The organism is Bradyrhizobium sp. CCBAU 53338, assembly GCF_015291665.1.
In the GTDB taxonomy this organism is placed as follows: Bacteria; Pseudomonadota; Alphaproteobacteria; order Rhizobiales; family Xanthobacteraceae; genus Bradyrhizobium.
In genome coordinates, this window is record NZ_CP030048.1 from 4011560 (window position 1) to 4030884 (window position 19325).

The following is a 19325-nucleotide window of genomic DNA, read 5'->3' on the forward strand; positions in this document are numbered from 1 at the left end:
ATGTCTTTCGCTGGCCTTGGAGAAGAGGAGGTCAGGTGATGACCAAAGCCGTCCGGGTGCACAAGGTCGGGGGCCCTGAGGCCCTGGTCTATGAGAGCGTCGATGTCCCGGCGCCCGGCGCCGGCGAGGTGCGCATCCGCCAGCATGCGGTCGGCCTGAACTTCATCGACGTTTATTATCGCACCGGCCTCTACAAGGCGCCGGGCTTGCCCTTCATCGCCGGCAACGAGGCCTCGGGCGAGGTGGTCGCGGTCGGGCCGGGCGTGACCAATTTCCACCCCGGTGACCGCGTCGCCTACTATCACAATCTCGGCGCGTATGCGAGCGAGCGCAACATCTCCTGGGAGAAGCTGGTCAAGCTGCCGGATCACATCACCCACGAGCAGGGCGCGGTGCTGATGCTCAAGGGCCTGACCGTCTGGTATCTCCTCCACAAGACCTTCAAGGTCGAGCCGCATCATCGCGTGCTGATCCATGCTGCGGCCGGCGGCATCGGCCTGCTCGCCTGCCAGTGGGCGAGGGCGCTCGGGGCGCACGTCATCGGCACGGTCGGCTCGCGCGCCAAGGCCGAGCTTGCTGAAGCCAATGGTTGCGACCACGTCATCCTCTACAACGAGGAAGACTTCGTTGCGCGCGTGAAGCAGATCAGCCGCAACGAGGGCTGCGACGTCGTCTATGACGGCGTCGGCAAGGCGACCTTTCCGGGCTCGCTGTCCTGCCTGAAGCCGCGTGGCATGTTCGTCTCGTTCGGCAACGCCTCAGGCCCGGTGCCGCCGTTCGCGATCGCCGAGCTGAACAATCACGGCTCGCTGTTCGCGACCCGGCCGAAGCTCAACGACTATATCGGCACGCGCAAGGAGCTGCTGGAAGGCGCCGACACGCTGTTCTCCGCCGTCATCAACGGCAAGCTGCACGTGCCGATCAATCACGCCTATGCGCTCAAGGATGCGGCCAAGGCTCATGTCGATTTGGAAAGCCGCAAGACGACCGGGGCTTCGATCTTGAAGCCGTAGGCTCGTCGTTCCGGGGCGATGCGTAGCATCGAACCCGGAACCTCGAGATTCTCAGGTGCGCAGTTGCGCACCATAGTTCGGTCCTGCGGACCGCCCCGGAACGACGGCGTTGGTTACGCCACCCGTCTTGCCGCGCCGGCCTTGGTCAAGATCTCGTCGAGACAGCCGATCATCTCGGCGATCTCCGCCTTCGCCACATTCAGCGCCGGCATGAAGCGCAGCGTGTCGAGCTGCGGCGCGTTCAGCAGCACGCCGGCCTCGAAGGCCTGCGCGACGATGCCGGGCGCGATCGGCAGCCTGAGGTCGAGCGCCAGCAGCAGGCCGCGGCCGCGCACGCCGCCGAGGCCGTGCCGCACTGATACTTTTTGCAGCTCGCATTCGAGCAGCAGGCCGGTCTCACCCACCTGCTTTAGGAAGTCGGGCTTGCCGACTTCTTCCAGCACCGCAAGACCGGCCGCGCACATCACCGGATTGCCGTTGAACGTGCCGCCCTGGTCGCCGTGCTCGAAGCACGAGGCGCGCTCGGTCGCGAGCAAGGCCGCGAGCGGTACGCCGCCGCCGATGCCCTTGCCGAGCGTCATGATATCGGGTGCAATCCCCGTGTGCTCATAGTGGAAGAGCTTTCCGGTCCGGCCCATGCCGGTCTGGATCTCGTCGAAGATGAGCAGCAGGCCGTGCGCCTCGGTGAGCGCGCGCAGCTCCCGCAGGAACTGATCGGTCGCCGGCCACACGCCGGACTCGCCCTGGATCGGCTCGAGCATGACAGCGACGGTGTTGCCGTTGATCAGGCTCTCGACCGAGGCGATGTCGTTGAGCTTCGCTTTCTTGAAGCCTGATACCTTCGGTTCGAACAGCGGCTCGAACGCCTTCTTGCCCGAGGCCGACATCGTCGCCAGCGTCCGTCCGTGGAAGCCGCCTTCGAACGTGATGATCTCGAACGCGCCGTTCTTGTGCAGGCTGCCGAATTTGCGCGCGAGCTTGATCGCGCCTTCATTGGCCTCTGCGCCTGAATTGGCAAAGAACACCTGGTCGAACGCGCTGCTCTCGACGAGGGCCTGCGCGAGCTTCAGGCTCGGCTCGTTGTAGAAGGCCGGGCTCGGCGTCAGCAGCCGCTTGGCTTGCGCGGCCAGCGCTTCGGCCACCGCGGGTGGGGAGTGGCCGAGGCAGTTGACGGCCCAGCCCTGCACGAAATCGAGATAGCGCTTGCGGCTGTCATCCCAGAGGTATGAGCCGGCACCGCGGACGAACACGGCCTTGGGTCGTGCGGTGATGTCCATCAGCGCATCATACGGATGGGTGGCGGTCGTCATGTCTCGAACTCCTCTTTGCGGTAGGAAGATCTTGGGAGGCGGGTGAAAAACGGACGCGAAAAGCAAGAAGGCCGCACTTTGCGGGTGCGGCCTTCTCGAAAACTGTGCTGAATTTACTGGTTCAGCGGCGTCGTCGGACATGGCGCAACCCATCATCGTCGCGGGAGCGACGACGCATGGCCTGGCGCAGTTGGGTCCGAGAGTTGATCATGGGGCGCGTCCGTACAGCCGAAGGGCAGGGTCTGTCAAGCGGGCAATTTGCACGATGCGGCGCCGGGCGTAGATCGCTCGGCTCAAATGCGCCGCCCTCAGTGTCACATGGCGGCGCGCATGCAGCGGCAAGAAACTCAAGGAAGTGCGAGATGCTCGTATGCGCCTGAGATCCCCACATTGATCGCCTTGGCCGCCGCAATATCGCGCGCAGCGCCTTCGCTGTCGCCCTTCTTGCGCTTCGCAAGTCCGCGCCCGTAGAGCGCGGTTTCGGAGTTCGGATTCACGCTCAGCGCGGCATCGAAATCTGCCATCGCCGCGTCGTATTGCCCGAGCCGAAGCTTGATGCGGCCTCGGCTGCTCAGCATGTTGGGTTCATTCGGCTTCATCCGCAGCGATTGATTGCAATCGGCCAGGGCCTCGGGAAACTGGTGCAGGATCTCGTGGGTTACGCAGCGCCCGTAGAATACGCCGGCGTAATTTGGATTGGCCTTGATCGAGCGGTCGAAATCCGCCTGCGCGCGCTCGTAATCATGCGCGTCGAGATACATGTCGCCGCGCGCGCGGGCATCGCCGGCATTGTTCGGATTGAGCTCAAGTGATTTGGTGAAGTCGGCCAGTGCGTGATCGCGACCGCCGCGGTCGCGATAGAGGCGGGCGCGATTGCCGTATGCGGCCGCGTAGTTTGGATCGAGCTTGATCGCCATGTCGAGATCAGCGAGCGCGCGATCGGGCTCGCGATGCCACGCACGAGCCGTGCCGCGGTTGAAATAGCACAGCGCGAATTTCGGATCGATGATGATAGCCTGGTCGAAGTCGGCGAACCCATGCTCGAAGTCGTTCTGCGCGATGCGCACATTGCCGCGGTTGCACCAGTAGGACGCGTTGTCAGGTTTCAGCTCGATCGCGTGCGTGTAGTCCGCGATGGCGTGGTCGCGATCGCCGAGATCGGCATAGGTGATCCCGCGACCGAACCAGATTTCGGGATTGTCAGGGGCCAGCTCGACGGCGCGGGTGTAGTCGGCGAGGGCCTGCTGCGTTTTTTTCTTGCGCCGAAACGATTTGCCCCGGTTCACGAGTGCGCCGACGTTCGACGGATCGGCCTGCAGCACAATCGTGCATCCGTCGATGCGCTGGTCGTCGCCGATGTCGCTGGAACCGAAGCACCATTGACGCGCCTGATCGGCTGGTGGAGATTGCGCCGCGGCGGGAAGGGCAAGCAGAATCAATGCTGCGCTGATCGCGCAGACGCCGCCCCGGATACCGATCACGTGATTGCGTGTCATTCGATTGCCGCCCAGAAACAAAAAAGCCCCTAGCGCGTTTGTGATCTCAGGACGCGAATTGGTTCGAACCGGACCCACACCGGTCGAGACCAAGAAGGCGGGACCAACCAGACAGTTTGCAGCCTTGTCCGACACCCCTTACCCGATCGACCTCGACAGTATTCGCGGCGCGTTCCCGCCGGGCATTGAGGCGCCGCCGCTTCTGGTCGACTTCGCCACCTGGCTGAAGGGGCGCCCCTGGGGCAGCGTCGGCTGCTTCTCCCTGCAGGGCCAGTTCTCCGATCAGGCGCCGATCTTCGACGGCAGCCCGTTGCGCGACAGGTTCTCGCTGTTCATGCGGCTGCCGGACGGTTCGGCTGTCGGCGGCTGGTATGGCGCGGGCCTCGACCGGGACAATCCGCCGATCGTGGGGCTGGGCTCCGAGGGCGATTATGAGTTGCTTGCGCCGTCCCTCGACGTGCTGCTCACCAAACTGACGTCGCAGCAATTCGACGAGGCCTGGCACGATCTGCGGCCGCACGACGAGGTCGAGCCGCAGACGGTCGAGCTCGCGCAATGGCTGGCCCGGCAGCCGGCCGGCGAGCCGGCGCCTTGCGAGGACGGCGAGCTGCCGGACTTCCGCGGCTTCGTCGAGAAGTGGAGCCGGGACCGCGAGGAATACTGGGCCAATCACCGCCTGATGGCCGAGCTTGGCTGGCGGCTGGCCGCGCATCTGCCCAAAGGCAAGAACGCCTGGGACAAGACCCATTTCGAGGTCGCCATCGTCGGCAAGCAGTATGAAGCGCGCGTGCTGTCGCGCGGGCCGCAGCCGTTCGAGGAGGCCGCCTCGATCGAATCCCTGCTGCGTGACCTGCGCGAGGAGATGCGCCGCGCCCAGCCCGAGCTCGGCCTGTGGTACGCGATGAAGTTCGGCCTTTCCGCCGACGGCCGCGTCATGCCGAATTTCGAGTACGATGTGCGCCCGACCATCGGGGGCGAGCCGGCGCTGCTCTCCGAAGCCAGGGCCGATCTCACCCGCGCCCCGCGCCCCGAGCGCTGGGTGCCGAAATGGCTGGCGTGAGATAGCGGAAGCTCCAGCCGCGGGTTTGCTCCCGCTCGCGGGAGAGGTTGCAGCGAGCCCCCGCGGCTAGCTCGTTCGCAACAACGAACGGTCGGCGCTCAGAACCCAGCGACGCTGCCGTGCAGATCATATTGATCCGCGCGCTCGATCTTCGCGGTGACGATCTCGCCGACGCGCAGGGGCCGGCGGCTCGACAGATAGACCGCGCCGTCAATCTCGGGCGCATCGGCCTTTGAGCGGCCCTTCGCGACGGTCGGTCCGACCTCGTCGATGATGATCTGCTGGCGCGTGCCGACCTTGCGCTTCAGCCGGCGCGCCGAGATCTTCTGCTGGCGCGCCATCAGCGCGTTGTAGCGCTCCTGCTTGACCTCTTCCGGCACGGGATTGGCGATCGCGTTCGACGTCGCGCCCGCAACCGGCTCGTACTTGAAGCAGCCGAGGCGATCGATCTCGGCTTCATCGAGCCAGTCGAGCAGATAGGCGAAGTCGGCATCGGTCTCGCCGGGGAAGCCGACGATGAAGGTCGAGCGCAGCGCAAGGTCAGGACATTCCTCGCGCCAGCGCTTGATCCGCGCCAGCGTCTTGTCCTGTGCTGCCGGGCGCTTCATCGCCTTCAGCACCTCGGGGCTCGCATGCTGGAACGGGATGTCGAGATAGGGCAACACCTTGCCCTCGTTCATCAGCGCGATGACCTCGTCGACATGCGGGTAGGGGTAAACGTATTGCAGCCGGACCCAGGCGCCGAGTTCGCCGAGCTCGCGCGCGAGATCGAGGAATTTGGCGCGGACCTGGCGATCCTTCCACGGGCTTTCGGCGTATTTGAGATCGACGCCATAGGCCGAGGTGTCCTGCGAGATCACCAGCAGCTCTTTCACGCCGGCGCTGACCAGCCGCTCGGCCTCGCGCAGTACGTCATCGGCCGGACGCGACACGAGATCCCCGCGCAGCTTCGGGATGATGCAGAAGGTGCAGCGGTTGTTGCAGCCTTCGGAAATCTTCAGGTAGGCGTAGTGGCGCGGCGTCAGCTTGATGCCCTGCGGCGGCACCAGGTCGAGATGTGGATTATGCGCCGGCGGCAGCGCGCGATGCACGGCATCGAGCACGCTCTCATATTGCTGCGGACCGGTGATGGAGAGCACGCCGGGATACGCCTGCTCGATCGCTTCCGGCTCCGCGCCCATGCAGCCGGTCACGATCACCTTGCCGTTCTCGGCCATGGCGTCGCCGATCGCCGAGAGCGATTCCTGCTTGGCGCTGTCGAGGAAGCCACAGGTGTTGACGATGACGATGTCCGCCCCGTCATGCTTGCGCGCGAGCTCGTAGCCCTCGGCGCGGAGGCGCGTGATGATACGCTCGGAATCCACCAAAGCCTTGGGACACCCGAGTGACACGAAGCTGACCTTGGGCGCAGCCGTCTGATCCATATCCAAATCTGCCTGATTGACAGGCTTGAGCTAGTCCCAATTGCCCATAATTACAACCCTTTGCATGGCCGTCCGGCATGCTATGGATGAATCGCCTGCCGTGAGTGAGCCATGAGCGCCGAACAGTCGCCCAAAATCGTGATTGTCGACGAAAGCCCTGTCCGGGCTGCGATCCTAGAGGAGGGGTTGCGGGAGGCCGGATTCACGCAGGTCGTCCATATCAGCGAGATGCAGAGCCTGCTCGCCCGTATTTATGCGGTGGACCCCGACATCATCCTGATCGATCTGGAAAACCCCAGCCGCGACGTGCTGGAGGCGATGTTCCAGGTCAGTCGTGCGGTGAAGCGGCCGATCGCGATGTTCGTCGACCAGAGCGACTCCGCCTCGATCCAGGCCTCGGTCGAGGCTGGCGTGTCTGCCTATATCGTCGACGGTCTGAAGAAGGAGCGGATCAAGCCGATCCTCGATCTCTGCGTGTCGCGCTTCAACGCCTTCGCAAAGCTTCAGGAGGAGCTGGAGCGCACCAAGTCTCAGCTCGAGGATCGCAAGATCATCGAGAAGGCCAAGGGCATTCTGATGAAGGTCAAGGGCCTCACCGAGGACGAGGCCTACGTGCTGCTGCGCTCGACCGCCATGCGCGAGAAGAAGAAAATCGGCGAGATCGCGCAGTCGATCATCACCGCGTCGGAGATGCTGAAATGACCGCTTCCCTCCGCATCGGTTTCATTCCGCTGGTCGATGCCGCCGCCCTGATCGTCGCCGTCGACAAGGGATTTGCCGCGGCCGAGGGGCTCGAGGTCGAGCTGGTGCGCGAGGTGTCGTGGTCGAACGTCCGCGACAAGCTGAACATCGGCCTGTTCGATGCCGCGCATCTGCTGGCGCCGGTCGCGATCGCGTCCTCGCTCGGACTCGGTCACGTCAAGGTGCCGATCGCCGCGCCCTTCAATCTCGGCGTCAACGGCAATGCGATCACGGTCTCGCCGGCGCTGCATGCTGCGCTGATGGATCAAATCGACGGCGACCGTTTCGATCCGCTCGCCACCGCAAAGGCGCTGGCGAAGGTCGTTGCCATCAGGCGCAAGGCGGGCGCCGATCCGCTGACCTTCGGCATGACCTTCCCGTTCTCGACCCACAATTACCAATTGCGGTTCTGGATGGCGGCCGCGGGCGTCGATCCGGACGAGGACGTGCGCCTTGTCGTGCTGCCGCCCCCCTACATGGTGGACAGCCTCAAGAGCGGCCACGTCGATGCCTTCTGCGTCGGCGCGCCCTGGAATTCGATCGCGGTCGATCTCGGTATTGGCCACATCCTGCATTTCGTTTCCGACATCCTGGTGCGTGCGGCGGAGAAGGTGCTGGCGGTCCGCCAGGTCTGGTCGGACAAGCATCCGGATGTGGTCGCGAGCCTTGTGCGTGCGGCGGTCAAGGGAGCCGCGTTCATCGAGCAGCCTGAGAACCTGGCGGAGGCCGCGCAAATCCTGGCGCAGCCCGAGCGGATCGGTGTCGATGCCGAGGTGATCCAGCGCTCGCTCACCGGGCGGCTGAAGATTTCGCCCGATGGTGCGGTGCGCGAGAGCGGCCGCTACCTCCTGGTCGGCCGCGAAGGAGCGGGGCGCCCGGACCCGGTTCAGGCGGCCTGGCTCTACGCGCAGATGGTACGCTGGGGTCAGACGGCCCTCAGCCCGGAGGCGCTCAAGACGGCGATGGCGGTATTTCGGCCGGATCTCTATGATGCCGCCATTGGGCGGAGCGGAGAGGTGCAGGCGAGCGCCCCCTTCGGCGCCTTTGCCGGACCGGCTTTTGATCCCGGCGATGTCGCCGGTTATCTCGCCTCGTTTGAGGTCGGGCGGCGCGTGCCGTAAGGCTCTGCTCAAATATTGCTCAGTTCGATTCGAAGCTTAATCTTTGGGCTATTGCTGCCCGAAGCAGCATGAACCATGATCCACTTCATGCGCTGCACATAAGATTAAATCACTGATTTTATGTGATTTTGTAGCTTATGCTGCGTTGGCACACTCCTTGAATGGAGAGAGCCCAAGCCGCTCGGCGTGGGCGCCGGCGGCTCCAGGTCCATGGTGGATTTCCGCAGCAACGAGGCTGATCGGATCGCCCGGGTTCCGGAGAGGCGCGTGCCTGTAACCGGCTCCCAGCGATCAACGTCAGTTCAACCCGTTGACGCCGCTTATCGCGCGGCAAGCTGGAGCTTCGAAATGGATTACGCGAAACCCTCCGACGTCGTGGCCTCGATGGTCGATGCCAGCCTGAAGAAGCTGGCGCTCGCCCCGCGCGACATCATGATCCGTGGCGCGATCTCGGGTGCACTGCTGGGCGCGGCCACCACGCTCGCCTTGACCGGCGCGGTCACGACGGGGCAACCGATCGTCGGCGCGCTGATCTTCCCGGTCAGCCTCGTGATGATCGTGCTGCTCGGTCTCGAACTCGTCACCGGCAGCTTCGCGATCGTTCCGCTCGCACGTCTCGAAGGCAAGGCAAGCTGGAATGCGGTCATCGCCAACTGGTCGTGGGTCTTCGTCGCCAACCTGCTCGGCAGCATTGCCGTCGGCGCGCTGATCGCCATCTCGCTCACCAACATGGGCAAGGTCGAAGTGGCCGGCGTCGCCGCAAAGATCGTTGCGGTCGCCGAGGCCAAGACGATCGGCAACGCCGCGATCGGCACGGCAGGCCTCGTCTCGGTCTTTGTAAAGGCGATCCTCTGCAACTGGCTGGTCTGCCTCGGCGTCGTCATGGCGATGACCTCGACTTCGACGGTCGGCAAGATTGCGGCGACCTGGCTGCCGATCTTCCTGTTCTTCGCGCTCGGCTACGAGCATGCCGTCGTCAACATGTTCATCATCCCGACGGGCATGATGCTCGGCGCCAAGGTCAGCGTCTCCGACTGGTGGCTGTGGAATCAGATCCCGGTGACCTTGGGAAATCTCGTCGGCGGCTTCGTCTTCACCGGCCTTGCGCTCTACACGACGTACAAGCCCGCCACGCCCACGGCCGACGTCGCGCAGGTCGCGGTCCAGGCAGCAGAGTAGGTCCATTCAGTCCATGAAACTCGATACAGCACCCACGGCCGATTTCTCCGACGAGCAGAAGCGCTATCTCGAAGGCTTCATGTCCGGCATGCAGGTCGGACGTGTCGGGCGCGCCTTTGCAGCCGGCGGCGCGCCTGCGGCCGGCGCTCCGTCTGAACCGACGGGGCCGGACGCTGCGGCGATCAAGGCGCAGGACAAGCTTACGGCGGCGGGCAAGAAGCTCGCCGACCAGGAGAAGTTCAAGCGCGAGATGCATCCGTTCGACGCCTATGAGCGGCTGAAGGACCAGGCGCGCAACAACGCCAATCCGACGCCGGCGGACAATTTCCGCTGGCGCTACTACGGCATCTTCTGGGTCGCGCCGGCACAGACCTCCTACATGGCGCGCCTGCGCATTCCCAACGGCATCCTGAAGCACTGGCAGATGTCGGGGCTCGCCGACATCGCCGAAAGCTGCGGCGGCGGCTACACCCATGTCACCACCCGCGCCAACTTCCAGATCCGCGAGATCGAGCCGAAGAACGCGGTCAGGCTGATCGAAGGCGTGCAGGACATCGGCCTGTGCTCGCGCGGTGCCGGCGCCGACAATATCCGCAACGTCACGGGCACGCCGACGGCTGGCATCGATCCGCAGGAGCTGCTCGACACGCGCCCCTATGCGCGCGAATGGCACTACCACATCCTCAACGACCGCTCGCTGTTCGGCCTGCCGCGCAAGTTCAACGTCGCCTTCGACGGCGCCGGCAAGATCGCAGCGCTGGAGGAGACCAATGACATCGCCTTCACCGCGGTCGAAGTGAAGGACGGTTTTGGCGTCGATCCGGGCGTCTGGTTCAAGCTCGGCCTCGGCGGCATCACCGGCCACAAGGACTTTGCAAAATATTCCGGCATCGTCGTTCGCCCTGAAGACGCGACCGCGGTTGCCGATGCCATCGTGCGCGTTTTCATCGAGCATGGCGATCGCACCAACCGCAACAAGGCGCGGCTGAAATACGTGCTCGACATCATGGGCCACGACGGCTTCCTCAAGCTGGTCGAGGAGCGGCTGAAGAAGCCGTTCGCGCGCGTGCCGGCGGAAGCGCTGCTGCCGCGGCCCTTGTCCGATCGCATGGCCCATATCGGCGTGCACAAGCAGAAGCAGGGCGGACTCAACTGGGTCGGTGTCGCGCTGCCGATCGGCAAGCTCACCTGCGAGCAGATGCGCGGGCTTGCCAAGATCGCGCAGGATCTCGGCGACGGCGATATCCGCCTGACGGTCTGGCAGAACCTGCTGATCTCGGGCGTCCGCGACGAGAACGTCGCGCTCGTCACCGCCGCGGTGGAGAAGCTCGACCTCGCCACTGAAGTCTCGAACGTCCGCGCCGGCCTGATCGCCTGCACCGGCAATGCCGGCTGCAAGTTCGCGGCCTCGGACACCAAGCGTCATGCCGCCGCGATCGGCGACTGGTGCGACGAGCGCATCAAACTCGACACGCCGCTCAACATCCATCTGACCGGCTGCCATCACTCGTGTGCGCAGCACTACATCTCCGACATCGGCCTGATCGCGGCCAAGGTGCCTGGCGCCAGCGAGGATGACCAGGTCGAGGGTTATCACCTGTTCACCGGCGGCGGCTTCGGTCCCGATGCCGATATCGGCCAGGAGGTGTTCCACGACGTGAAGGCCGAGGATGTGCCTGTGAGGGTGGAGGGCCTGCTCAAGGCCTATCTCGCCCATCGCGCCTCACCCGAAGAGACGTTCCTGACCTTCTCCCGTCGCCATGACGGTGAAGCCTTACGCAAACTCGCCGAAGCGGAAGTAGCAGCATGACCCAGATGTCCGTGCCTCCCAAGATCGAGATCATTCCGGCCAATGCACCGTTCACCGAGGGCCAGCGGCTGTGGCTGAACGGCTTTCTCGTCGGCATGTTCGGTCTCGACGGCTCGACGCCGCTGTCGCCGGCGGAGAACGGCGCGGTGCTGGCGCCGCAGGGCGATGGCGATGACGGGGAGGCACCCTGGCACGACCCGGCCATGCCGATCGCCGACCGCATGAAGCTCGCGGAGGGGCGTCCGCTCCGCCGCCGCATGATGGCGGCGATGGCGCAGCAGGATTGCGGCCAGTGCGGCTACAATTGCGCCGACTATTCGGACTCGATCGCCAACAAGAGCGAAGCCCGGCTCAACCTCTGCGCCCCCGGCGGCAAGGAGACGGCGCGGATGCTCAAACAGCTGTTCGAGGAGGTCGACAAGGCGCCGGCCGCCAAGCCTGGTGGCGGAGCTGCCGCGCCCGCTGCAAGCGCACCCGCTGCGCCGGAGGTGAAAGCCGAACTCGGTCGTGCCCGCGAAAATCCGGCTGACGCCACCTTCCTGTCGCGCCGCCTGCTCAACAAGGGCGGCTCGGAGAAGGAGACCTATCACGTCGAGTTCGATCTTTCCGAGAGCAAGCTCGACTACGTCGTCGGCGACAGCTTCGGCGTGTTCGCCCGCAACGACCTCGGCCTCGTCGACCAGATCATCGCACTGCTCGGCGCCTCCCACACCACCAAGGTCAACAACAAGACGCTGCGCGAGGCGCTGGTCGAGGACGTCTCGCTGTCGCCGGCGCCCGACAAGCTGTTCGAGTTGCTCTCCTTCATCACCGGCGGCGCGCAGCGCGAGAAGGCGAGGGCGCTGGCGCAGGGCGAGGATCCCGATGGCGATGCCGCAACTCTCGACGTGATGGCCGCGCTTCAGAAGTTTTCGGGTACGCGGCCGCATCCGGAGGCGTTCGTGGAGGCGCTGGAGCCGCTGCAGCCGCGGCTTTATTCGATCTCGTCGTCGCACAATGCGACGCCCGGAAAGCTCTCGCTGACGGTCGATTCCGTGCGCTACGTCATCGGCAAGCGCAAGCGGCTCGGCGTCGCCTCGACCTTCCTCGGCGAGCGCATCAACGAGGGCGACAAGCTCAAGGTCTATGTGCAGAAGGCGCATGGCTTCGGCCTGCCGGAGGATCCGAAGATTCCGGTCATCATGATCGGCCCCGGCACCGGCATCGCGCCGTTCCGCGCCTTCCTGCTCGATCGCAAGGCAACCGGTGCGCAGGGCAAGAACTGGCTGTTCTTCGGCCATCAGCGCAGCGATTGCGACTTCTTCTATCGTGACGAGCTCAACGCGATGAAGACCTCGGGCCTCCTGACGCGCTTGTCGCTGGCCTGGTCGCGCGACGGCGAGAAGAAGTTCTATGTGCAGGATCGCATGCGCGAACTCGGCCGCGAGGTCTGGACCTGGCTTGCCGAAGGCGCGCATCTCTACATCTGCGGCGATGCCAAGCGGATGGCCAAGGACGTCGAGCGCGCGCTGGTCGACATCGTCGCCCAGTTCGGAGCGCGCTCGACCGACGAGGCCGTGAGCTTTGTCGCCGACCTCAAGAAAAAGGGCCGCTTCCAGGCTGACGTATACTAGGCCGCGGCGGGATCAGGACTAATCGCCGCCGCCGCGCTGTCCGCCGGCGGTGGCTTTCTACTGTGCATGGGGTTGTTTTCGCGATTTGAGCAGCGCGCGAACCTCACGACCCGCGCCTGAACGGCGCAACCTCGATCCCCGCATCCTTCAACGCCTGACGCAGCGTTCGCGCGATCTCGACCGCCCCATGCGTGTCGCCGTGGATGCACACCGTGTCCGTGCGCATCTTGATGACCTTCCCGGTGACCGACACCACCGCGCCGTCCTGCACCATGCGCACCACGCGATCAGCAATGACTTTCGCATCGTGCAGCACCGCGCCGGGCTTCTTGCGCGAGACGAGGTTGCCGTCGTCCTCATAGGCGCGGTCTGCGAACACTTCGTGGACCATCGGCAAATTGGCTTCCTCGCCGGCCTTCACCAGTTTTGAATTGGCCAGCACGACGAAGATCAGGCTGGGGTCGACCGCCCTGATGCCGGCAGCGATCGCCTTGGCCGTCATGTCGTCCTCGCAAGCGACGTTCGAAAGCGCGCCATGCGCCTTCACATGCGTCACCTTGTGGCCGGCCGCAGTCGCGATCGCCTGCAGCGCGCCGATCTGGTAGGCGACGAGGTTCTCGATCTCGGACGCCTTCAGGCCCGCGATCGGATGGCGGCCAAAACCGTGCAGGTCGCGATACCCAGGATGCGCGCCGACCGAGACGCCGCGCGCCTTCGCCAGTTCCACCGTCCGCCGCATGATGTCGGGGTCGCCGGCGTGGAAACCGCAGGCGACGTTGACCGAGCTTGCGAGCTCGATCATCGCGGCGTCGTTGCCCATCTCCCATGCGCCAAAACCTTCGCCGAGGTCGCAATTGAGATCGATCGTCTTCATGGTTGCTCTCCGCCTTTGGTCCTGTGTCTAAGGCTCCGCCGTGACCTGCCAGGTCCCGGCATCCATGGCGCTCACGGCATAGCCCGCGACGTTGGCATCGCTCAGCGCCTCGATGTTGAGGTCGACCGTGTCGGACGAGCGCAGGCGATCGGGCAGGGTGCGGATCAGCTGTTGAAACTTGCGCGCCTCGTCCTGTGCTTCGGCCATGGTGACGGCCTTGAAGCGGAACGCCGTGCCCGCCGAGGTCTGTGCGAGGCGGCCGACATCGGCCGTGATCACGGTTGCGATCTTGGGATAACCGCCCGAGGTGCCGCGGTCCATCATCAGCGCGATCGGCGATCCGTTGCCGGGCACCTGGATGCTGCCGTTGACGGTGCCGTCGGAAACGATGTTGTGGCCGTGCAGATGCTTGATGGCGGGGCCTTCGAGCCGGTAGCCCATGCGGTCTGACGTCGCCGAGATCCTCCAGTCGCTGTCCAGGAACAGCGCCTTGTTGGCGTCGTCGAACTCGTCGTCCTGCGGGCCCAGCACGACGCGGATCGGACCGCTCGCAGGCTTCGGTAGCTCGATGCGCAGTTCCGGCGCGCCGCTCGCAAAATCGACCGCGAACTCGTCGCCGGCCTGCAGCGGGCGCGGGTAGGGGCTGCCGAGGCCCGCGCGGGCATTCACCGCGAGGCTGCCGAACACCTCTTCGCCCTTGATGGCGCCTTCGATGGCCAGATAGGTGAACGCGCCGCCGCGGGCAAAGCCGAGCGTCAGGGTCTCGCCGTCCTTCAGCGTGGCGGATGAATCCATCGGCACCGGTTTCCCGGCAATGTCGGCATTGCGCGGCGCGCCAGAAATCGCGACGCGCACGGCGCCATCCTTGGCCGTGAACGTCGCGCCGAACGGGCCGATCTCGACAGCGGCTGCGAACGGCGCGTTGCCAACGAGCGTGTTCGCCGCGGCCAGCGCCAGCCGGTCCATCGCGCCGCTGACCGTCAGCCCATAGCGCTGCGCGCCCAGCCGTCCGCCGTCCTGGACGGAGCTTGCAGGACCGATGGTGCTGACGACGAGCCGGCTCATGCGTCGACCCGCTCGGCGATGATCTCGCCAGCCTCGGCGGCGCGGTCCTGCTCCTCGAAGGTCTTGTGGTCGATGGCGAAAAACGTCACGCGATCACCGGGTTCGGTGAGGAAGGTCGGATTCCGGTGGAGCTGATAGGTCCGTACGGGCGTGCGGCCCAACAGGTGCCAGCCGCTCGGCGCGGCCAGGCACTGGATGCCCGCCTGGATGCCGCCGATCGAGATCGTGCCTGCCGGCGTGAACAGCCGCGGGCTCTCGCGCCGCGACATGTGCAGCGATTTGTCGAGGCCGCTGAGATACGACCAGCCCGGCGTGAAGCCGATCATGGCGACGCGATAGTCGCCGCCGATATGCCGGGCGATGATGTCTTCGGGCGTGGTGTTCAGCGCTTTCGCGACATCCTCGAGATCGATGCCGTGTTCGCCGCCATAGGCCACCGGAATGCGCCAGCGCCGCGCCTTGGTCGTTGGCGGCAGCTTCTGGCTGGCGATCGCAAGCAGCTTTTCGCCGAGCGCGTCGAACCCGATCTTGCCGGGATCGTAATGAACCAGCAGCGAGCGATAGGTCGGGATCGTCTCGGAGATGCCCTCGATGGGGCTTGCCGCGAGCGCCTTGTCGAGTGCGAGCACGCGCTCGTTGGCGGCATCGTCGATGGTGCGGCTGAACTCGACCGTGACGGCGCTGTCGCCGCTGGGCAGAAGGCGGGGCGGGGGAAGCGTCGCGGCCATGACTTCTCGAAATCGGTCTTGAGAAAAGCGCGGGCTCAGCCTTGAGTTCCGCGAATGCCTTTGCTTCGCGTAAATGCGCCCGCAAGTCCAATAAATTAATGCAAGGGGTGGCGATAAAGCCTTGTTATCGCGTCGCATAACAGCCCGGCAGGGCCGCATTATTGCAGGGCTTTGGGCCTTGACGGCAAGCGCCCGGCTCGCAAGATGCGCGCGTTCTTTCCTGCACCTCGGAGCTCGTTCTCGTCCATGTCGCTGTCCCCCGAAGCCCGCAAGACCCTCGCCGGCATCACCACTGCCACCATCACCACGGTCCTGCTGAAGAAGGGCCTGCGCAATGTGTGGATGCGCGGCGCGCGCCCGCTGCGCCCGGGCCTGCCGCGCCTGGTGGGACCTGCCTTTACGCTGCGCTTCGTGCCGGCGCGCGAGGATCTGGCGACGCCGGAATCCTGGTCGTCGCCGATCTCGACCCGCACCGCGATCGAGGCGATGCCCGAAGGCTGCATCGCCGTGGTCGACGCCATGGGCATCACCGACGCCGGCATTTTCGGCGACATCCTCTGCGCCCGCATGGTCAAGCGCGGCGTGACCGCGCTCGTCACCGACGGCGTGGTTCGTGACGTCGAGGGTGTGCTCGGCACCAATCTTCCGGTTTGGTGTGATGGCTATGCCGCGCCGCCGTCCGTCGCGGGTCTCACCTTCGTCGGTTGGGGCGAGCCGATCGGCTGCGGCGGTGTCGCCGTGTTCCCGAACGACATCGTCGTCGCCGACCAGGACGGCTGCGTGCTGATTCCGCAAGCGATGCTCGAGCATGTGCTCAATGAAGGTGTCGAGCAGGAGCGGATGGAAGCCTGGATCGTCAACGAGGTGAACAACGGCGCGGCGCTGCCGGGCCTCTATCCCATGAACGCCGAAACCAAGGCGCGCTACGCCGCCAGCAAGAAGTAACAGGAAACGAGGACCCCATGGACATCACGCTCGCAGGTACGCGGCCGACACGCCGTGCGCCCAAGGAAAACTTCACCGGCACCGTGTTGCAGGATCCCATCAACATGGCGCCCGCGCCGGCGCGGCTGAACGTCTCACGCGTTTCGTTCGAGCCCGGCGCCCGCACCAACTGGCACCACCATCCGCTCGGGCAGACGCTCTACGTGATTTCCGGTGTCGGCCGCGTCCAGACCAAGGGCGGTCCGGTCAAGGAAATCCGCCCCGGCGACACCGTCTGGATCCCGCCGGGTGAAGTGCACTGGCACGGCGCCTCGCCTGGCAACAGCATGTGCCACATCGCCATGCAGGAAGCGCTCGACGGCGTCTATTCGACCTGGCTCGAGCCGGTCACCGACGCCGACTATTCGGCGCCGCTCGGCTAGACTGGGCCCGTTCCTGAATACGGCGCATCGCCGGAGGGCGATGCGTCACCCATCGGCTTGGAGTTATATTCGCTCCGCCGTCCACGTACCCGAGCACATGGCGCCACGCCAGGTGCCGGAGCCTGAGGTGCCGCTGAGCCGGCCGGAGCCGACGGCGCGTTTGATGCCGGTGCTCAAGGTGACGTTGATGCTGCCGGCATCCGCGACCCGGCCCGATGCGGTCACCGCGGCGCTGCTCGACGCAATCTGCCCGTTGCTGATTCCGATCGCGACGCTCGCGCCGTTGCCGCAGGTCTCGCTCGATGAGGAGATGCGGACATTCCAGGCGCCATCGAAGGTAGAGCCCGCCGCATCCGCCTGCGTGAGCGGGACGACGATGGCGACGATGGTGGCGAAGAGACTTTTGCGAAATCCGTCCATGACACGCCCCGTGGGTTGACCATGCGGGGATCGTGTCACGGGCGCGGAACCAGCGATGTGAGGACAGTCACGCGCGCCACGCTCTCTGTGAGGTGACTCACATCGCGATAGCGTCGCGGCAGACTCAAAGCGGCCGGATGACGGGCCCCTGTCTGTCTCGCGCGACGCGTTCTAGTCTAGTTCACACGCGTCCAGGTCTGGCCGCCGCAGAACATGCCGCCGAAGGCGCAGCCTTGCACGCGCAGGCGGTCGCCTCCCTTCAACGTGATCGTGGAATCGTAGGTCGAGCCACTGTTGGGATCGAGGATGCGGCCGGACCATTTCAGGTCTTTGCCGGGCTTCATGTTGATCAGGACCTGTTCGCCGTTCTGGTTCGATTTGCTGTCGACCGAATAGCCGCAGAGGTTGTTGCCGCATTGCTCGATGCGAACCTTGCCCTCCTTCTCCTCGGTGAGCCAGACGCCGAGCGGTGAATTGAGGTCGCGTGTCGGCGCGGTTGCCGGAGGTGGCGGTGAGACAGCGGCGGCCTGAACGGGAGCCGGGGCTGGCGCTGGTGCAGGTGGCGGAGGTGGCGTCGGAGGCACCGCCGCCACGGTCGGAGCTGGTGGCGGAGGCGGTGCGGGCGGCGCGGGTGGGACCGCGGCGACCGTCGGGGCCGCACCCGGAGCAGGTTGCGGTGGCGGCACCATCGCATCGTCAGCCGGCGCCGTGCTGGCGGTTGCTGCCGGAGCAAGTTGGGGCGGTGCGGACGGAGGTGGCGCTGCGGCCGCGGCGGCAGGTGCCGCAGGCGCTTGTTCTGTAGCGGGTGGCACGGCAACAGGAACTGGAGCCGGCGGCGGTGCTGCCGGCGTTTGCGGATCGACCTTGGCCTGTTGCGGCGCCTGCGGTTCGGTCTTTGGAGTCTGCTTGGTGTCGTTTTTGGCCTTCTTGGCCTTGCCCTGAGCGGTGTTGTCGTACACGCCGGGAATTTGCACCGTGCCGCGGTCGGGATCGATCCGGATGGTGCGGCCGCCATACTCGAACGTGTACTGAGCGTGTGCTGCGGTGCTTGCCAGAAGGAATGCGGCCGTGGCCAACAGCTTCCTCATTTCCATCTCCCGAACAGGTGGTCCCCACGCCGAGGCTTACGCCCCGGTCGGATCGCGAAAAGTGATCCAGATCACTGTCAAGGTATGAGTCGTCCACCAGCGGTTCCGGGTTCAATGCACCGGGAAGCCCCCAAGGTTTGGCGGCGGACGACGCTCTAGTCGAACCACGCGGCGTAGATCTTCTTGTAGCTGCCGTCCTCCATGGAGATGTGCAGCCACTGGTCGACGAAGGCTTTCAGAGCCATGTCGGGCTGGAGCCAGTAGGCCTTCTCGGAGAAGTCGAACGGCTTGTCCGGGTGCACCGCGCACAATACGCCGGAATGCTGCTTCTGCTGGTAGCGGGTCTCGGACGCGTCCGTCATCATCAGGTCGGCGTTGCCCTTGGCGATCTCGTCGAAGATCCGGGTATTGTCGGGGAAGACCGTGATGTCGGCGTCCTTGACGTTGGCGCGCGCAAAACGCTCGTTGGTCCCGCCGGGATTGACGATGACGCGGGTGCCTTTCTTGTCGATGTCGGCGAGCGTCTGGTACTTGGCCGTGTCGGCGCAGCGCGCGATCGGCGTCTTGCCCTCGCGCATGATCGGAATCGAGAAGAAGCCCTTCTTCTGGCGATCGAGCGTCACAGAGACGCCGCCCATGGCGATGTCGAACTGGTCGGCCTCGAAATCCTTCATCAGCTTGGGCCAGGCCGTCGGCACGAACTCGACCTTGACGCCGAGCGCCTTGCCAAGCGCCTCCGCCATGTCCACGTCGAAACCAGAGAACTGCTGCGTAGTCTTGTCCAGATAGGTGAAAGGCTTGTAGTCGCCGGTCATGCCGACGCGCAAGGTGCCGCGCTTGATGATTTCGTCGAGGCGCGAGGGGGCCGGCTGCTGCGCGTAAGCCGAGAGGTTTGCCAGCAACATCACGGCCAAGGCCGCCAGGATTCGAACAGTCATATCTTTTCCACCCAAGTGCGAGCTGTCATTGTATGGCTCGTGAGACGTGGATTTAGACCAGATGCCCGTTTCTGGCGA

At 65.1% G+C, this 19325-nt stretch carries 18 protein-coding genes; 9 read left to right on the forward strand and 9 right to left on the reverse strand.

What is annotated here, in order from left to right; genetic code table 11:
- Window positions 1-38 precede the first annotated feature (38 nt).
- Entirely contained in the window at window positions 39-1013 is a 975-nt protein-coding gene (locus tag XH90_RS18865; protein ID WP_194475860.1) for a quinone oxidoreductase, read from the forward strand.
- Between the two features lie 113 nt (window positions 1014-1126).
- Here the strand turns inward: XH90_RS18865 and XH90_RS18870 are convergent, their stop codons facing one another.
- Together XH90_RS18870 and XH90_RS18875 are read right to left on the reverse strand one after the other, a co-directional pair.
- Window positions 1127-2323 carry an acetylornithine transaminase gene (locus XH90_RS18870; RefSeq protein WP_194475861.1) on the reverse strand — a complete coding sequence of 399 codons (1197 nt, stop codon included), beginning with the start codon at window positions 2321-2323 and terminating at the stop codon, window positions 1127-1129.
- Window positions 2324-2670: 347 nt separating this feature from the next.
- A complete protein-coding gene (locus XH90_RS18875; protein ID WP_194475862.1) occupies window positions 2671-3819 on the reverse strand; it encodes a tetratricopeptide repeat protein in 1149 nt (382 codons plus the stop codon).
- A 124-nt stretch (window positions 3820-3943) separates the two neighbouring features.
- Here XH90_RS18875 and XH90_RS18880 point away from each other — a divergent pair, with 124 nt between their 5' ends.
- Window positions 3944-4879: a hypothetical protein gene (locus XH90_RS18880; protein WP_194475863.1), complete on the forward strand. Its 936-nt coding sequence runs from the start codon at window positions 3944-3946 to the stop codon at window positions 4877-4879.
- A gap of 98 nt (window positions 4880-4977) precedes the next feature.
- On the opposite strand, the gene rimO is transcribed toward XH90_RS18880, so the two are convergent.
- Window positions 4978-6303, reverse strand: coding sequence for a 30S ribosomal protein S12 methylthiotransferase RimO (gene rimO, locus XH90_RS18885; RefSeq protein ID WP_194475864.1), 1326 nt, complete (start codon window positions 6301-6303; stop codon window positions 4978-4980).
- 111 nt (window positions 6304-6414) lie between these two features.
- Between rimO and XH90_RS18890 the strand changes: the two genes are divergently transcribed.
- The 5 genes from XH90_RS18890 to XH90_RS18910 all read left to right on the forward strand — a co-directional run bounded on the left by XH90_RS18890 (window position 6415) and on the right by XH90_RS18910 (window position 12767).
- Window positions 6415-7005 carry an ANTAR domain-containing response regulator gene (locus tag XH90_RS18890; RefSeq protein WP_194475865.1) on the forward strand — a complete coding sequence of 197 codons (591 nt, stop codon included), beginning with the start codon at window positions 6415-6417 and terminating at the stop codon, window positions 7003-7005.
- On the forward strand, window positions 7002-8165 hold the full coding sequence (locus tag XH90_RS18895) for a CmpA/NrtA family ABC transporter substrate-binding protein (RefSeq protein WP_194475866.1): 1164 nt from the start codon (window positions 7002-7004) through the stop codon (window positions 8163-8165). The genes XH90_RS18890 and XH90_RS18895 overlap by 4 nt, the downstream gene beginning before the upstream one ends.
- 348 nt (window positions 8166-8513) lie before the next feature.
- Entirely contained in the window at window positions 8514-9344 is an 831-nt protein-coding gene (locus XH90_RS18900; protein WP_194475867.1) for a formate/nitrite transporter family protein, read from the forward strand.
- A 13-nt stretch (window positions 9345-9357) separates the two neighbouring features.
- Window positions 9358-11154, forward strand: coding sequence for a NirA family protein (locus XH90_RS18905; RefSeq protein ID WP_194475868.1), 1797 nt, complete (start codon window positions 9358-9360; stop codon window positions 11152-11154).
- Entirely contained in the window at window positions 11151-12767 is a 1617-nt protein-coding gene (locus XH90_RS18910; protein ID WP_194475869.1) for a sulfite reductase subunit alpha, read from the forward strand. The genes XH90_RS18905 and XH90_RS18910 overlap by 4 nt, the downstream gene beginning before the upstream one ends.
- A gap of 103 nt (window positions 12768-12870) precedes the next feature.
- On the opposite strand, the gene XH90_RS18915 is transcribed toward XH90_RS18910, so the two are convergent.
- From XH90_RS18915 to pxpB, 3 genes are read right to left on the reverse strand one after another with little or no spacing between them, the layout of a single operon-like run.
- Complete coding sequence (locus XH90_RS18915; protein ID WP_194475870.1) at window positions 12871-13641, reverse strand: LamB/YcsF family protein; 771 nt, start codon at window positions 13639-13641, stop codon at window positions 12871-12873.
- Window positions 13642-13668: 27 nt separating this feature from the next.
- Window positions 13669-14706: a biotin-dependent carboxyltransferase family protein gene (locus tag XH90_RS18920; protein ID WP_194475871.1), complete on the reverse strand. Its 1038-nt coding sequence runs from the start codon at window positions 14704-14706 to the stop codon at window positions 13669-13671.
- Entirely contained in the window at window positions 14703-15434 is a 732-nt protein-coding gene (gene pxpB / locus XH90_RS18925; RefSeq protein WP_194475872.1) for a 5-oxoprolinase subunit PxpB, read from the reverse strand. Before pxpB ends, XH90_RS18920 begins: the two co-directional genes overlap by 4 nt.
- Before the next feature lie 246 nt (window positions 15435-15680).
- Between pxpB and XH90_RS18930 the strand changes: the two genes are divergently transcribed.
- Window positions 15681-16379, forward strand: a complete 699-nt coding sequence (locus XH90_RS18930; protein ID WP_194475873.1) for a ribonuclease activity regulator RraA — start codon at window positions 15681-15683, stop codon at window positions 16377-16379.
- 17 nt (window positions 16380-16396) lie between these two features.
- Window positions 16397-16801, forward strand: coding sequence for a cupin domain-containing protein (locus tag XH90_RS18935; RefSeq protein ID WP_194475874.1), 405 nt, complete (start codon window positions 16397-16399; stop codon window positions 16799-16801).
- 63 nt (window positions 16802-16864) lie between these two features.
- On the opposite strand, the gene XH90_RS18940 is transcribed toward XH90_RS18935, so the two are convergent.
- From XH90_RS18940 to XH90_RS18950, 3 genes are all read right to left on the reverse strand, one after another.
- The gene (locus tag XH90_RS18940) at window positions 16865-17221 is read right to left on the reverse strand and encodes a hypothetical protein (RefSeq protein WP_194475875.1); all 357 of its coding nucleotides are present in this window, start codon (window positions 17219-17221) and stop codon (window positions 16865-16867) included.
- Between the two features lie 176 nt (window positions 17222-17397).
- Window positions 17398-18309, reverse strand: coding sequence for a DUF2147 domain-containing protein (locus XH90_RS18945; protein WP_194475876.1), 912 nt, complete (start codon window positions 18307-18309; stop codon window positions 17398-17400).
- A gap of 155 nt (window positions 18310-18464) precedes the next feature.
- The gene (locus XH90_RS18950) at window positions 18465-19247 is read right to left on the reverse strand and encodes a transporter substrate-binding domain-containing protein (RefSeq protein ID WP_194475877.1); all 783 of its coding nucleotides are present in this window, start codon (window positions 19245-19247) and stop codon (window positions 18465-18467) included.
- Window positions 19248-19325 lie beyond the last annotated feature (78 nt).